At 35.6% G+C, this 15620-nt stretch carries 14 protein-coding genes and 1 tRNA gene; 8 read left to right on the forward strand and 7 right to left on the reverse strand.

Annotation, left to right across the window (positions count from 1 at the left end; translation table 11 throughout):
- Nucleotides 1-69 precede the first annotated feature (69 nt).
- Nucleotides 70-1062, reverse strand: a complete 993-nt coding sequence (locus DOS84_RS07925; RefSeq protein ID WP_111409591.1) for a hypothetical protein — start codon at nt 1060-1062, stop codon at nt 70-72.
- 569 nt (nt 1063-1631) lie between these two features.
- Here DOS84_RS07925 and DOS84_RS07930 point away from each other — a divergent pair.
- The 6 genes from DOS84_RS07930 (at nt 1632) to DOS84_RS07955 (ending at nt 6289) form a co-directional block, all read left to right on the forward strand.
- Complete coding sequence (locus DOS84_RS07930) at nt 1632-2216, forward strand: RNA polymerase sigma factor (protein ID WP_111409746.1); 585 nt, start codon at nt 1632-1634, stop codon at nt 2214-2216.
- A 2-nt stretch (nt 2217-2218) separates the two neighbouring features.
- Nucleotides 2219-2944 (forward strand): tetratricopeptide repeat protein, encoded by a 726-nt coding sequence (locus DOS84_RS07935; protein WP_111409592.1) that lies wholly within the window; start codon nt 2219-2221, stop codon nt 2942-2944.
- 201 nt (nt 2945-3145) lie between these two features.
- Nucleotides 3146-3925 (forward strand): TatD family hydrolase, encoded by a 780-nt coding sequence (locus tag DOS84_RS07940; protein ID WP_111409593.1) that lies wholly within the window; start codon nt 3146-3148, stop codon nt 3923-3925.
- 63 nt (nt 3926-3988) lie between these two features.
- Nucleotides 3989-5125 carry a 1-acyl-sn-glycerol-3-phosphate acyltransferase gene (locus DOS84_RS07945; RefSeq protein ID WP_111409594.1) on the forward strand — a complete coding sequence of 379 codons (1137 nt, stop codon included), beginning with the start codon at nt 3989-3991 and terminating at the stop codon, nt 5123-5125.
- Nucleotides 5115-6143 carry an asparaginase gene (locus DOS84_RS07950; RefSeq protein WP_111409747.1) on the forward strand — a complete coding sequence of 343 codons (1029 nt, stop codon included), beginning with the start codon at nt 5115-5117 and terminating at the stop codon, nt 6141-6143. The genes DOS84_RS07945 and DOS84_RS07950 overlap by 11 nt, the downstream gene beginning before the upstream one ends.
- Before the next feature lie 59 nt (nt 6144-6202).
- Nucleotides 6203-6289, forward strand: a tRNA-Ser gene (locus DOS84_RS07955).
- 60 nt (nt 6290-6349) lie between these two features.
- Here DOS84_RS07955 and DOS84_RS07960 read toward each other — a convergent pair.
- Genes DOS84_RS07960 through gnd form a run of 3 tightly spaced genes read right to left on the reverse strand, consistent with a single transcriptional unit; the run spans nt 6350 to nt 10039 of the window.
- Nucleotides 6350-7768 carry a gluconokinase gene (locus DOS84_RS07960; RefSeq protein ID WP_111409595.1) on the reverse strand — a complete coding sequence of 473 codons (1419 nt, stop codon included), beginning with the start codon at nt 7766-7768 and terminating at the stop codon, nt 6350-6352.
- 3 nt (nt 7769-7771) lie between these two features.
- Nucleotides 7772-9094: a gluconate:H+ symporter gene (locus DOS84_RS07965; protein WP_111409596.1), complete on the reverse strand. Its 1323-nt coding sequence runs from the start codon at nt 9092-9094 to the stop codon at nt 7772-7774.
- Between the two features lie 45 nt (nt 9095-9139).
- Entirely contained in the window at nt 9140-10039 is a 900-nt protein-coding gene (gene gnd / locus DOS84_RS07970; RefSeq protein ID WP_111409597.1) for a phosphogluconate dehydrogenase (NAD(+)-dependent, decarboxylating), read from the reverse strand.
- A gap of 252 nt (nt 10040-10291) precedes the next feature.
- Between gnd and DOS84_RS07975 the strand changes: the two genes are divergently transcribed.
- Nucleotides 10292-10999: a porin family protein gene (locus DOS84_RS07975; RefSeq protein WP_111409598.1), complete on the forward strand. Its 708-nt coding sequence runs from the start codon at nt 10292-10294 to the stop codon at nt 10997-10999.
- Here the strand turns inward: DOS84_RS07975 and DOS84_RS07980 are convergent.
- The 3 genes from DOS84_RS07980 to asnS form a co-directional block, all read right to left on the reverse strand.
- A complete protein-coding gene (locus DOS84_RS07980) occupies nt 10994-11599 on the reverse strand; it encodes a hypothetical protein (RefSeq protein ID WP_165830412.1) in 606 nt (201 codons plus the stop codon). The two genes, DOS84_RS07975 and DOS84_RS07980, sit on opposite strands and share 6 nt — an antisense overlap.
- A gap of 43 nt (nt 11600-11642) precedes the next feature.
- A complete protein-coding gene (gene rpoN, locus DOS84_RS07985; RefSeq protein WP_111409599.1) occupies nt 11643-13109 on the reverse strand; it encodes an RNA polymerase factor sigma-54 in 1467 nt (488 codons plus the stop codon).
- Between the two features lie 92 nt (nt 13110-13201).
- Entirely contained in the window at nt 13202-14635 is a 1434-nt protein-coding gene (gene asnS, locus DOS84_RS07990; RefSeq protein ID WP_111409749.1) for an asparagine--tRNA ligase, read from the reverse strand.
- A gap of 486 nt (nt 14636-15121) precedes the next feature.
- Here asnS and DOS84_RS07995 point away from each other — a divergent pair, with 486 nt between their 5' ends.
- Nucleotides 15122-15574, forward strand: coding sequence for an Hsp20/alpha crystallin family protein (locus DOS84_RS07995; RefSeq protein ID WP_111409600.1), 453 nt, complete (start codon nt 15122-15124; stop codon nt 15572-15574).
- Nucleotides 15575-15620: the final 46 nt, after the last annotated feature.

The raw sequence follows: 15620 nt of genomic DNA on the forward strand, positions 1-15620 counted from the left end.
AATTATTTTTAAATGTAAAAAAAAGCGGTGATCAAATCACCACTTTTTCTTGTTTATTTGAATTGTAACTTATTGAATAGCATTGATTGCAGCTATTAATTGCTCTTCGGTTCCTACAGTTGTTTCGGCCAATGTGAAAGTGTACACATCATTTGCGGCTACAGTAACAGCTTTGATTGCCCATCTCCATTGTCCATTGTCTTCGGTGGCAAAGATTACATGACAAGCCAGTCCAATTGGAATTTGACCGTAGTGCTCGCTGAATAATCCTGCGGCAGTATAAGTGTCTAGTTTGGCTAGAGCATTTTGACCTTCTCCATCATAGGATAGATAAATAGCACTGTTGGTGTTGTCGTAACCTTCTGGAGCATCGGCAAGAATGGTGGTTTTTGGCCTTGGGTCACTGTAGAATTTATCTACGTTGGTCCATCCAAAGTTTCCAAAAGAAACATAATAATTGTTTCCTTCTCCTTGTACTCCGCCTTTTCCACCGTTGGTGCCAGCCGCATCAGCCGCATTTCTCCAAACTAAGTTTTCTGGATCTTCTAAATTGCCTGTCCAAAGTAGCATTCCAGTTTCAAGACCACCGGTTAAGCTTGCTGGGACAAGAAGGGTCATTGTGGCTAATGATTCAAGGGCTACTCCGTCTTGAGTTGCTTTGATGTAAAATTCTCCGCCAGAAATCAGTAAGTTTTTCTTTCCGTCTGTGGTTAAACCCATGGTTGGTTTGTTGGCCACCAGCATGTGTCCTTTGTCAAATAATTCAACATATTCGATGTTGATAGCGCCGGTCACTGCAACTCCATTTTTTCTAAGGTAGTCTCTGTTGATTATTAATTTCACCCCTTTCGCTGAAGTTAGCGTTACTGATCCTGAGGCCTCGGTGATGGTGAAGGTTTGTTTTAGTTTTGTTAATGCTTCGGTTCTTACTTCTTTGAATTCGGTAGCAGTTGCTGGAATGTTTGGAATTTCATTGTTATCGGTAATGTTGTCGTTTGTACAGCTTACCATTGCAATTGTTCCTAAAAATAAAAGAGCGATTGATTTTAAATTTCTGTTCATGATTTCTAAGTTTTTTTAAATCTGTCTTGGAAATATCCAGGAGGTTGTTTCAGATTCTGGTTGTTAATTATTGTTTCTTTTTGTCTATATCAATTAAGGTTTGATATTGTTACCCTTGTTTTTGAAATTTCTTTTTTAATTCTAATTTCATTCTTATATCAACTTTAGTTTTGATTTGTTACCCTTGTTTTTTTTATCGAGTAATTAATGTCCAAATCGTATTGATAAAATTGAGCCCTATTTTTTTTAAATTTTCCATAATCTAAAAGTTTTTTAAATTTTCTAATTATTGATTTATATAGTTATATCAACTTGGTCTTGTAATTGTTACCCCTTGCTTTGATTTTAGTTCTAAATATCTGGTTTTACGAATCTGCGTAAGGGATATTAGTAAGCTACCGAAGTAGCGCGGATAGCCCGACCGCATTATGAGAAGAGGCCGAATGAGCGCAAAGAGAGTTGGCCTCTTTTCATAATGGGGTTATGCCCACAAGATTGCCTATATTCATAAAAGACGTTATGCAATGGTTTTCGCTCTTTTTTTAGTATTTTCGATGAAAAGTTTTTTTATGGTTCCAACTACTGTTCATTCCGATCAAATGTATATTGAAGGATTGGCGAATAATGATTCGGCGATTATTCATGCGATTTATAAGAAGTTTGTACCGAAAGTTGTCTCCTATATAAAGAACAATTCTGGTGATGAAGATAGGGCGCAGGATGTGATTCAGGAGGTGCTGATTTTGCTTTTTAACCAAGCCAAAGTCCAGCAATTGAGATTGACCTGTCCTTTCGATGCGTACTTTTTTTTGTTGTGCAAACGAAAATGGCTCAATGAGTTGAAAAAACATTCGAATAAAGGGGTAACAATTAAAGACGATTTGACATCTATACATGAATCTGCTGATGAAATGGTTTTGCAGACCGAATATTTTGACGAGAAGCAACAACTGTATGATGTGATGTTTCAAAAACTAGGCGAGAAGTGTCAGGAATTGCTCAAACTGAGTTTTACACTTCCTTCGATGGAGGAAGTGGCCGAAAAGCTAGCGGTAACATATGGGTATGTTCGCAAGAAAAAATCACTTTGCATTGGTCAATTGACACAATGGATTCAAGAAACTAATCGCTTTAAATCTATAAAAAATACCTAGCCATGAACGAAGAACACTTTTTGGAATTTGATGAATATCTTCAAGGCGAAATGACCGTTGAAGATCAACTGGCTTTTGAACAACAATTAAAAGATCAGCCTGATTTGGCTATGGCTTTTGAAACCTATAAAGAGATGCATCTTCATTTGGAAAATAAGTTTGGTCAAACCGATGAATTAAACGCTTTCAAGAAGAATTTGAAAGGGATTTCTAAGGAACATTTTAAAAAGTCCAAGCCTAAGGTGATAGCTCTCAGACCATGGTATTATGTGGTTGCGGCATCGGTTGCAGTTTTGTTCGGTTTGTTCTTTTTGAATCAGAATTCAAATCCAACGTTTGAAGATTATAATCAACCGGAAACCGCTTTTTTTACCGAGCGGGGAGAAGCGAATAGTAATTTAAAATTGGCTCAGGATGCTTTTAATGCGAAAAGATATAAAGAGGCGATTTCGTTTTTTGAAACTATTTTAAAAGTGGACAAAAGTGCCGAAATTCAGTATTTTTATGGAGTGGCATTACTGGAGGAAAATAAATTGCCAGAAGCCGAAACTGTTTTTGCTGCCTTGAAAACGGGTAATTCCATTTATAAAAACAAAGCGATTTGGAGTTTGGCTTTGACTAAATTAAAACAAAAAGATTACAAAGCATGCAAAGAGCTCTTGCTGATGATTCCTGAGGATTATGAAGGAAATGATCAGGTTGATGCTTTGCTGAATGATTTGGATTAATATTTCGTAACGGTTCTTTCGCGAAAACTCGCAGAGGATTACACGAAGATTCATAAAGTTTATTTTTAAAGATTCGCTGAGATATTAAATTCTTTGCGAATCTTTTTTTTCTTTGGGAATCTTTGGGAAATGATTTTTGCGTAACTCCTTTTTTGGTAAAGCCCGTTTTTTCGAGTAATTTTGCGGCATTAAATCTTGCACTTGGAAACAAAAACAATACTTACCGATACCCACACCCATTTATATTCAGAAGAATTTGATTTGGATAGAAGCGAAATGATACAACGCGCCATCGATAATGGTGTAACCCGTTTTTTTATCCCTGCCATAGATTCTACATGTACCCAAAGCATGTATGATTTGGAACGAGATTATCCCGATAATGTGTTTCTTATGATGGGTTTGCATCCTACTTATGTTAAGGATAATTATCTGGAGGAATTGCAGCATGTTGAAGACGAATTGGCTAAAAGAAAGTTCGTTGCTATTGGCGAAATAGGGATTGATTTGTATTGGGACAAAACCCATTTGGCAGAACAGCAAATTGTTTTTAGAAAACAAATTCAGTTGGCAAAACAATACAAACTTCCCATCGTTATTCATTGTCGCGAAGCATTCGATGAGATATTTGAAATTCTGGACGAAGAAAAATCTCCTGAATTATTTGGAATCTTTCACTGTTTTTCGGGAACGTATGAACAGGCTTTGAGAGCGATATCCTTTAATATGAAACTGGGAATAGGAGGTGTAGTTACTTTTAAAAATGGAAAAATAGATCAATTCTTAAACAAAATCGATTTAAAACATATCGTTTTGGAAACAGATTCCCCATATTTGGCTCCAATTCCGTATCGAGGCAAACGCAACGAAAGCAGCTATTTAATAAATGTTGCCGATAAATTGTCCCAAATTTATGGTCTTTCAGTCAATGAGATAGCAGCTATAACAACCGATAATTCTGCAAAAATATTCGGTATTTAATATCGATTTTCTGTAACTTTAATATTTTTTTTGTTCTTTTGTCCAACTAAATTGAAAACCAAAATGAATAAATTTGATGCGATTCGGTCTTTTTATGATTCCGAAATAAACGAAGGAATAATAAAAGTTATTGATCACCCAATGATGAAAGCTTTGATGAACTTTTGTTTTCCTGGAACAGAAGATGAAATTTGGAAAGAACAGCTTCGTAAAACGCACTCTATTCGTGATTTTCAATGCAACTTTATTTATCATGGAGTGCAGCAAGTATTGGAAAAAAGCTCGGAAGGATTAACTACTTCCGGTTTTGAAAAGTTGGAAAAAAATACTGCCTATCTTTTTATTTCCAATCATAGGGATATTGTTTTGGATACGACTTTATTGAACTCTTCTTTGTTTGAGCATGGTTTGGACATGACTTCTTCTGCCATTGGTGATAATTTAGTAAAAAAATCGTTTTTAAAAACACTGGCAAAACTCAATAGAAATTTTTTAGTGCAACGCGGATTATCACCTAGAGAATTATTGGTGAGTTCCAAATTACTATCTGAATATATGGCGCAACTATTGTTGCATGAAAATCGTTCGGTTTGGATTGCACAACGTGAAGGAAGAACCAAAGACGGAAATGACGAAACCAATCCCGGTGTTTTGAAAATGATCGCCATGGGATCTGATGAGCCTAATATAATGGACTATTTTAAGAAAATTAAAATTGTTCCAGTTTCCATTTCATACGAATATGATCCTACAGATGCTTTGAAAATGCCGCAATTATTGGCAGAGGCAAATAATGAGATTTATAAAAAAGAAAAAAATGAAGATTTCAAGACTTTGTTGAGTGGTATCATCGGACAAAAGAAAAGAATCCACATACACATAGGAGATGTTCTTGATACTGAAATCGATGAAATTATCAAAAATTTTGATACCACCAACAAGCAAGTGCAGACATTGGCACAAGTGATTGACGATTCAATTTTGAGTAATTATAAATTGTGGACCACAAATTTTATTGCTTACGATATTTTGAACTGCTCGAATCGTTTTTCTCACTTGTATACCGAAAATGAAAAATTACTTTTTGAAAGACGTTTAGAGATGCGAATTGATCACGAACATCCTGTTGCCAAACAAGGCTTTTTGGATATGTATGCAAATCCGGTTGTCAACAAATTGAAATATGTTAATGAACTCTAAACCTAAAATCCTATTGATTTATACCGGTGGTACCATTGGTATGAGAAAGGATTTTGAGACAGGAGCTCTTAAGGCTTTCAATTTTAGCAAACTCCTTCATAGTATTCCCGAGTTAAAATTATTGGATTGCGAGATTGATACTTTTTCTTTCGAAAATCCAATAGATTCTTCGAATATGAATCCGGAGCATTGGGCTGAAATGGTGTGTACCATCGAGAATAATTACGAAAATTTTGATGGTTTTGTGGTGCTTCATGGATCAGATACAATGTCGTATTCGGCTTCAGCATTAAGTTTTATGCTTGAAAATCTTTCGAAGCCTGTAATATTTACTGGATCCCAATTACCTATAGGGGATTTAAGAACGGATGCTAAAGAAAATTTAATTACTGCGATTCAAATTGCTTCTTTACAAGAAAAGGGTAAGCCACTAATCAAAGAGGTTTGTCTTTATTTTGAATACAAATTATACCGTGGCAATAGAACTACCAAGATAAATGCAGAACATTTTCGCGCATTTGTTTCCCCTAATTACCCTTTTTTGGTGGAGTCTGGGGTGCATTTGAAAATAAATTCGGAATTGTTTTTGCAGACAAATGAAAGAAATTCTTTGAGAGTTCATAAGCATTTGGACAATAATGTGGCCATCATCAAAATGTTTCCGGGAATAAGTGAAACCGTACTGTCTGCCATTTTTAATATTGAGAGTTTGAAAGGAATTGTTCTCGAAACCTACGGAGCAGGAAATGCACCGACAGAAGAGTGGTTTTTGACGCTTTTGCAGAAAGCAATATCCAAGGGACTACGTATAATCAATGTGACACAATGTTCTATAGGAAGCGTGAGTATGGGACAGTATGAAACGAGTACCATTATGAAAAAGCTAGGGATTATTTCTGGAAAAGATATTACTACCGAAGCTGCCATTACCAAATTAATGTATTTATTGGGGCAAAATATTACTCAAGATGACTTCAAAAATGTATTCGAAACTTCTTTAAGAGGAGAAATGCAATAATATTGTTTTTTTACTTTCAAAATTCATTTTTTTTAATGTTCTTTGCACACCAAAATAATAGAGAGGTGTCCGAGTGGTTGAAGGAGCTAGCCTGGAAAGCTAGTATATGGGTAACTGTATCGAGGGTTCGAATCCCTTCCTCTCTGCAGAAAGAAAGCGTTGTGTCAAATTGATACAATGCTTTTTTTAGTTTAGGATATTTTCCTTTAGATGTCTTTTAATATAGGATAAACTCTTTTGTATTTTTCAAATGCTTTTTCATAAACCAATCTGTGATTTGGATTGGGATAAAAAGTTGCGTTTGTTTTATTTTCGAATGAATTCATATTTTCGATAGCTTTAAATCCAATTAAAACAGCTCCCCAGGCGGCTCCTTCAATGGTTTCGGAAACAACTACCTTCATTTGAAAAATGTCGGCTACTATTTGCAGCCATAATTCACTTTTGCCAAAACCACCACTAACCATTACGGTAGTTTCTTTTCTTTTTTCGGAATCGGGAAGTAAAATTTCGACAACACTAAACAGTCCAAAAAGAATACCTTCGAGAGTTGCTCTGATAAAATGCGCTTTATGATGGGTGATTTTAATTCCCAATAGAGTTCCTTGTACATCAGCATCCCAAATGGGAGCTCGTTCTCCAAGTAAATAAGGTACAAAAAGCAAACCATCAGAACCGGCGGGTATTTCTTTTGCTTGTTCTAAAAGGGTTTCGTAGGATTCATTTGTTTCTAAAAGCGACTCTTTTAGCCATTGCAATATGATGGCGCCATTATTTACAGCACCCAATTTTAAGTATTGATTGTCTATTAAATGATAACATTGTGTACGCATTTTAGGATCAATATGAGGTTGTTCAATGGGAATTCGAACAGCTCCGCTAGTACCTATGGATAAGGCAATTCGATTTTTTTCCATTGAGCCAGTTCCTAGATTTGCCAATGGGCCATCTCCACCGCCTAGAATGTATAAAAAACCATCTTTAGTTCCTTTGGATTTGTGTGTTGCTGGTGCAATTTTCGAAAGTTGATTTTCCTTTATATTTAAATAGTTAAGAATAGTTTCATCCCAATGCAAGGTATGGATGTTCATTAGTCCAGTACCAGATGCCATTGAGGAGTCGGTAACATATTCTTCCGTTAGCTGATTCCAAATATATTCCTTGATGCTAATAAATTTAAAAGCATTGTTGAATAAATCGGGCTCATTTTCTTTGAACCAAGCCAATTTTGTCATTGGTGAAAAAGGATGAATTGGAATACCTGTTTTTTGATAAAAAACAGTTCCAAGTTCAGACTTTTTTAATGCCTCGGCAATTGAAATGGCTCTGTTGTCTGCCCAAAGTAAAGCATCACTTATTGGGAACCCCTCTTCGTTTATGATTAGAATACTTTGCATTGCCGCGCTAAAACTTATGAATTCAGGTTCTACGTTTTTTGTAATTTCTTTAATGCAAGCTAAAACCGAATCTAAAATTTCATTTGGTTTTTGAGTACTCCAATTTTCTTCAGGATGATACATTTGATATTCTTTGGTGATTTGATGTAATACGTTTCCGTTTGCGTCAAAACAAATTGCTTTTGTTGCTGTTGTGCCAATATCTATTCCTATGTATGTTTTTTTCATCTTTTAAGTAGTCACAAATTGATTTAGAATTAAAACGCCGATTAATCCCATAATTCCTATAATCGTTTCCATCACAGTCCATGTTTTAAAAGTGTCTTTTAGGCTAATGCCAAAGTATTCTTTGAACATCCAAAAACCTGTATCATTGACATGGGAACACATCAGACTTCCGGCTCCAATGGAAAGAACCATCAATTCTGGACTGATGCCTGAACTCGCTACCAAAGGTTGGACGATTCCTGCAGCGGTTAGTCCTGCAACTGTTGCCGAGCCTATTGCTACACGAATAATTGTGGCAATTAGCCATCCTAATACTAAAGGAGAAAGTGTCGATTTTTCGAAGAATACGGCCAAATCAGTTCCAATACCGCTGTCAATCAGTACTTGTTTGAAAGCGCCACCTGATGCAATAATTAAAATAATCATGGTTGCCGATGCTAGTGCGGTACTTGATTTATCCATGATGGCGTTCATTTTTTGACCTCTATTTATTCCTAAAAATACAAAAACAAACAGAACTGTAATTAGCAGAGCTATAGTCGGGTTTCCAATATATCCAAGAATAATTCGGATCGAATTGGTTTCGGCTAATGTCAATTCACTTATGGTAGCCATAGCCATTAATAGAACTGGAATTAATGCAGAAATAATGCTTATAGTAAAAGAAGGTAACTCGGATTCTTGGAATGTTTTACTTTCAAATAATCCTTTTGGTGGATTGGCGTTAATTTTTTTGATGAATTCAGGAAATATAATTCCGGCTATGAGTAAAGCTGGGAGCGCTACAATTAAACCATAAAGTAAGGTTTTACCAATATTGGCTTTAAAAATTACGGCAATGGCTGTTGGTCCAGGGTGCGGAGGTAAAAATCCATGAGTGATAGAAAGTGCCGAGGCCATAGCAATACCCAAATAGATGAGTGGTTGTTTCGCATTTGTGCTGACAGCAAAAACCATAGGAATCAAAATGATAAAGCCAGCATTGTAAAACATGGAAATACCAACTGCAAAACCTGTTAAGACCATTGCCCATTTAATGTGTTTTGCGCCAAATAGTTTTGTCATTACGGAACTTATCTGTTGTGCTGCTCCACTATTTGATAACAGATTACCCAAAATTACTCCAAATGCTAGAATTAAAATTAAAGAGCCAAGTGTACTGCCGATCCCTTGTTGCAATGAGTTTATGATTTCGGGGAAAGGCATTCCTTTTGTAATTCCAACAAAAAGAGCGGAAATGATTAATGCAATAAAGGCATTGAGCTTGATTACAGAAATCAGAACCAGAAGCAATACGATGCTTATAATTAAAATTAATATTGACATGTATTTCTTTTTAGATTAAATTCAAATGGAATGATTCGACTCAATTTATTCGTTTTTCTCAACGGCGTGGCCTCCGAATTCGTTACGAAGCGCAGCCACTACTTTTCCGGAAAAAGTATCCTGCATTTGGGAACGATATCGCATCATTATAGAAAGAGCAATTACGGGAGTGGGAACACCCAAGTCTAAGGCCGTTTCTAAGGTCCATTTCCCTTCGCCCGAAGAATGCATAATGCCTTTTATACTGTCCAGTTTTGGGTCTTTGGAAAACGCATTTTCTGTAAGTTCCATAAGCCAACTGCGAACGACTGAACCGTGATTGAAAAGTTTGGCCGTTTTCTCAAAATTAATATCATATTCAGAATGTTCAAATACTTCAAAACCTTCGGCTATGGATTGCATCATGCCATATTCGATTCCGTTATGAACCATTTTTGTAAAATGTCCGCTGCCCGCCTTTCCGGTATAGAGCCAGCCATTTGGAACTGAAATTGCTTCAAAAACATTGGAAACGTAGTCAAAAACTGCTGCATCTCCACCAATCATGGTACAAGCTCCATTTAAAGCTCCCGAAGTACCACCTGAAGTGCCACAATCCAGAAAGTCAAAACCAAGGTCTTTTAGTTGTGTGTGTCTTCTTTTGGAATCTTTAAAATTAGAGTTTCCTCCATCAATGATGATGTCATTTTTATTTAAAAAAGGAAGTAGAGAAGTGATTACTTCATCGACAATTTCTCCCGCGGGAACCATCAGCCAGATTACTTTCCGATTTTGTAACTGTTGGCATAATTCTTCGACAGTAGTTGCTGTTTTTATTCCTTCTTTTGAAATATTCTTGACGAAATCCGTATTCACATCATGGGCAATAACTTCATATTGATTTCGATTTAGATTTAAAGCCAAATTAAATCCCATTTTTCCAAGTCCTATAATTCCTATTTGCATTTTTTATCTGTTTTTTAAAGTGCTGTGTATGTTTGTTTTGGATCGGTTATGCGTGCAAATAGTAAAAATATGTGTTTTAATTAATAAGTAATACTTTTTTCTGGTATTTTGAATGATTTTTATTCGATTATCTCCGTCGAAGTTTAATTTATATTTAAAAGTGCTATCAAACTTCCAAAATCTTATATTTGTAAAAGCAATTGGTTTTAGTAAACTCGGAATGCTGTAACTCTTTATCTAATTCTCAAAATAATGGTGCGATTATTTCTTGGCTGTTTTCTTTTTTTATCATTTTTCAGAGGGTATTCTCAAGAGAATACGTTTTCAATTGATACTTTGCACGTCAAGATTGATAGTCTTTATAGAGAGGATCAGTTTTATGCAGGCCTTAACTACAATTCGATTTTAAAGAAGCCTTCAGAGGTGTCCCAAGAAAAAATATCTTTTGGCTTTTCAGCAGGATTTCTAAGGGATATGCCAATAAACAAAAGCAGGACTTTTGCAATAGCGCCTGGAATAGGTTTCTCGTTTAATAACTATCTTCAAAATATGGCTATTACGGGAACTAGCCAAAATCCTGTTTATAATATAATTCCATCTACTGTAAACTATGATAAAAACAGGTTCGAACAACTGCGTGTGGAAATCCCAATTGAGTTTAGGTGGCGTAACTCAACTCCTGTGGAGTTTCAGTTTTTTAGAATTTATGGAGGTGTTAAAATCAGTTATTTGCTCGCAGATAAATCAGTTTATGATGATGGCACTAATAAAATTGTCATAAAAAACAGCAAAGATTTTGAAGACTTTCTTTATGGGGTGTATCTTTCAGTGGGGTACAGTGCTTTTAACCTGCAAGTGTATTACAACATAAACTCATTTTTTAAATCGTCTGCCAAAATCGATTCTGTGCCCATCACCATGAATGCACTGAGTATTGGTCTCGTCTTTTATATTTTATAGCCATAAAAAAAGAAACAGAAACTGAGGGATACAGCCCAGGAGTAATCCTATAATCAATTCTTTTGGTGTATGCGCCTGCATTACCAAACGTGAAGAAGCCACAAAACCATTCATCAATAGCAGAAAAGGAACTAAGTATATATTTCCCATTTGTAAATGAATATTCAATCCAAATACAAAAACCGTTAAAGCTGAAATAGCGAGCATGTGCAAACTTGCTTTGGTTTTGTTATACAATAAGCCAAGTGCAAATAAAGTGCTAAATAAAGCGCCTAAGAAGAAAAAATGCAATTCAGGGTAATATTCTAATGAGATGATTTTCCTTAGCAATAAAATGATTATAAAGCTTTGAAAGATTAACGGTATTTTGCGTTGCTCCATATCGGCAATCATTATGGAATCTACTTTGTTTGTAAATCGCAATAAATAATACAGCGCCATCGGAGTTACGATGGTTATGATTGAAATTTGCAAAAAAAACGCGCTAATCTGTTCTATTTTGTAATCTGCAATATGGAATAAAAAAAAGAAAAAGCAAGCTTGTATCGGTGTAAAAAGCGGATGGAATATATAAGAGAATATGGGAAGTATCTTTTTCAATTTCAAAAAGAGTTTTGAGGGATGTTATGGGTAAAAAAATGGCTTACAGTTTTTTTCTCATACGGGCAACGGGAATTTCCAGCTGTTCGCGGTATTTTGCAATCGTTCTTCGGGCGATCGGATATCCTTTTTCTTTCAGAATTTCGGCCAAGAGATCATCAGGAAGCGGATTTTTTTTATCTTCTTCTTCAATAGTATTTTGCAGAATTCTTTTAATTTCAATTGTGGATACTTCTTCCCCTTGATCATTTTTCATCGCTTCCGAAAAGAATTCTTTTATCAGTTTTGTGCCGTAAGGAGTCTCTACATATTTACTGTTGGCTACTCTGGAAACTGTCGATATATCAAGCCCGACCATATCAGCAATATCTTTTAAAATCATCGGTTTCAATCGAGTTTCATCACCATCAAGAAGATAATCTTTTTGATAGTGCATAATGGCATTCATCGTTACGTACAAAGTGTCTTGGCGCTGTTTGATGGCGTCTATAAACCATTTGGCCGAATCCAGTTTTTGCTTGATAAACTGCACCGCATCTTTTTGCGAATGCGATTTGTCTTTAGATTCTTTATAGGTCTGCATCATTTCCTGATAATCTTTGGAAACATGCAGGGAAGGTGCATTTCTGCCATTCAAGGTGAGTTCTAATTCTCCATCAACGATACGAATGGTGAAATCAGGAACTACATTTTCGGTAATTTTATTGTTTCCGGAAAAAGAACCTCCAGGTTTTGGATTGAGTCTTTCAATTTCATGGATAGCATTTCTAAGCTGTTCATTAGAAATATTGAATTTCTGAATCAGTTTGTCATAATGCTTTCTCACGAAAGAATCAAATTGCTGTTCAATAATAGCCGTGGCTAAATCAACGGATTCCGTTGGGGTTTTATGTTTTAATTGCAGTAACAGACATTCCTGTAAATCACGTGCTCCAACGCCTGTTGGTTCAAGTTCGTGAATGATATGCAATATAGCTTCAACTTGTTTTTCGGTAGTGTAAATTCCTTGGGTAAAAGCCATGTCGTCGACTAAGTCAGATACGCTTCTTCGTATATACCCCATATCGTCAATACTTCCCACCAAAAATTCTGCAATATCACGTTCTTCATCATTGAGAATGAAGGTGTTTAATTGATTGATGAGGTCCTGATGAAAACTTATCGTTGCGGCAAATGGCGTTTCTTTGGTTTCGTCGTCATCACTGTAATTATTGGCCTGAGTTTTGTAATCAGGAGTGTCGTCGCTGTTTAGGTATTCGTCTATGTTAATGTCTTCGGCTTCAACTCTGTCTGCTTCCGAATCATCATAGTCGTCATATTGTTCTGTGTCGAATTCGTCTTTTTCATAATTATCCTCCTCTTTTCCTGATTCAAGAGCGGGATTCTCATTCATTTCTTCCAACAATCGTTGTTCAAATGCTTGCGTAGGCAACTGAATTAACTTCATCAACTGGATTTGTTGTGGAGATAATTTCTGTGATATTTTTAAATTTAAAAATTGCTTTAGCATATTTGATAGTTTAGAGAGTTTATGAGTTTAGAAAGGTTAGCCAAAATGAGTGAACTAAACTTTCTAAACTTTTAAACTACATAACCGTTTTTTTAAAATTCAGCATTCTGTGGTGTTCTTGGAAAAGGAATCACGTCACGTATGTTCGTCATTCCTGTTACAAAAAGCACCAATCTTTCGAATCCAAGTCCGAAACCAGAGTGAACCGCAGAACCAAATCTTCTGGTATCTAAGTACCACCATAATTCTTCTTCGTCGATTCCTAAGGCTTTCATTTTTTCAACCAAAACATCAAAACGCTCCTCTCTTTGAGAACCTCCCACGATTTCCCCAATTCCAGGAAAAAGAATGTCCATCGCACGAACCGTTTTTCCATCTTCGTTCAAACGCATATAAAACGCCTTGATGTTCGCTGGATAATCAAACAGGATTACCGGACATTTAAAGTGTTTCTCCACCAAATAACGTTCGTGTTCCGATTGTAAATCAGCTCCCCACTCGTTGATGATGTATTGAAATTTTTTCTTTTTGTTTGGAGTAGAATCTCTTAGGATATCAACTGCTTCAGTGTATGAAACACGTTTGAAATCGTTATTCATAACAAAACCTAATTTTTCCAACAAAGGCATTTCACTTCTGTCAGCCTGTGGTTTTGATTTTTCTTCTTCGATCAAACGGCCTTCCAAGAATTTCAAATCATCACCGCAGTGATCAACTGCATATTTCACTACATATTTAATGAAATCTTCGGCCAAGTCCATATTGTCATTCAAGTCATTGAAAGCCACTTCTGGCTCAATCATCCAAAATTCAGCCAAATGGCGAGAAGTATTAGAATTCTCTGCTCTAAAAGTTGGTCCAAAAGTATAAATCTGACCCAAAGCCATTGCGAAAGTTTCGCCTTCCAATTGTCCCGAAACCGTCAAGTTCGTGTGTTTTCCGAAGAAATCTTTTTTATAGTCAATGTTGCCTTCTTCTGTTTTTGGTAAATTGTCCAATGGCAATGAAGTCACTTGGAACATTTCGCCAGCACCTTCAGCATCAGCTCCAGTGACGATTGGCGTGTTTACATATACAAAGCCTTTTTGTTGAAAATAGCTATGAACTGCAAAAGACAAAACCGAACGAACACGCATAATTGCTCCAAAAGCATTCGTACGTACACGCAAATGCGCATTTTCACGCAAGAATTCCAATGAATGTTTTTTTGGTTGCATTGGGAATTTCTCGGCATCCGAGTCGCCAAGAATTTCAAGCTTGTTTACCTGAATCTCATATTTTTGTCCGGCACCTTTGCTTTCTACCAAACTTCCTGTTACCGATACTGCAGCTCCGGTTGTAATTCTCTTCAAAGTTTCGTCTGGAGTATTCTCAAAATCGACAACACACTGTATGTTATTGATGGTTGAACCATCATTTAAAGCAATAAACTGATTGTTTCTAAAAGTTCTAACCCAACCTTTTGCATTAATTTCCTGTAACGTCGTTGTACTGTTTAGTAAGTCTTTAACTTTTGTGTGTCTCATTTTCATTTTAGATTTTAAATTTAGATCAAAACAAAAATCAATGTTATAATCTAAATGCAAATATAAAGGATTTGTTTGAAATTGTCATTGTGAGATATAGTGTAATAAGGAGCAATTTAGTTTTTGCTGAATCTTCGATGTCCTGCTATCCTTATATCTTTTGTTTTTTAGAGCGAAAGTAAAAATATGACATTTCAAGCTCAATTGTTAGTTTATATAAAAGGAAAAATTAAAAATAGTAGTAAGGGCTTGCTTTTCGATTTTAGTTATTAATATGGATTGAAGCAAAAAGTAAATATTATTTTTTTTGTTTTTTAACTCTAGCGAATTGGGTTATTGAAATGATATATAGTTATCTGACATTTTTTCAACTCAATTCTGAAAAAATGACATATTTTTCAAATGGCATATTTTTTGTTTTTCGGTATATAACTTGCGCAAGTTTAGACTAAATTTTTGTTTAACAATTTTAAAAGTAAAACAGTTATGAATCTTATTAAAAGAAATGTAGGTCAAGCTCCAGCTTTACATCGTTTGTTTTTTGATGATATTTTTGGCCGTGATTTTTTCAATTGGGAAAATAACAATTTTTCAACAACTAGTACAACACTGCCCTCTGTAAACATCAAAGAGACTGCAGACAACTATGAGGTGGAAGTCGCCGCTCCAGGTATGGATAAAAAGGACTTCAAGATTACACTTGATGGAAACCAATTAACGATTTCTTCGGTGAAAGAAAATGAAAAAACGACTGGGAGCGAAAATTACAGTCGTAGAGAATTTAGTTACCAATCATTTCAGAGAAGTTTTGAATTGCCTAAAAACGTAGTGGACGAGGATAAAATAATTGCTCGTTATGAAAATGGACTTTTATTATTGTCCATTCCTAAACGTGAAGAGGCAAAACCAAGACCTCCACGAATGATTGAAATCTCCTAAATTCTCCTAAATTAACTATTTGGAAAGCTGCTGTTTTAGGCAGCTT

It is taken from the genome of Flavobacterium aquariorum (assembly GCF_003254745.1).
GTDB lineage: Bacteria > Bacteroidota > Bacteroidia > Flavobacteriales > Flavobacteriaceae > Flavobacterium > Flavobacterium aquariorum.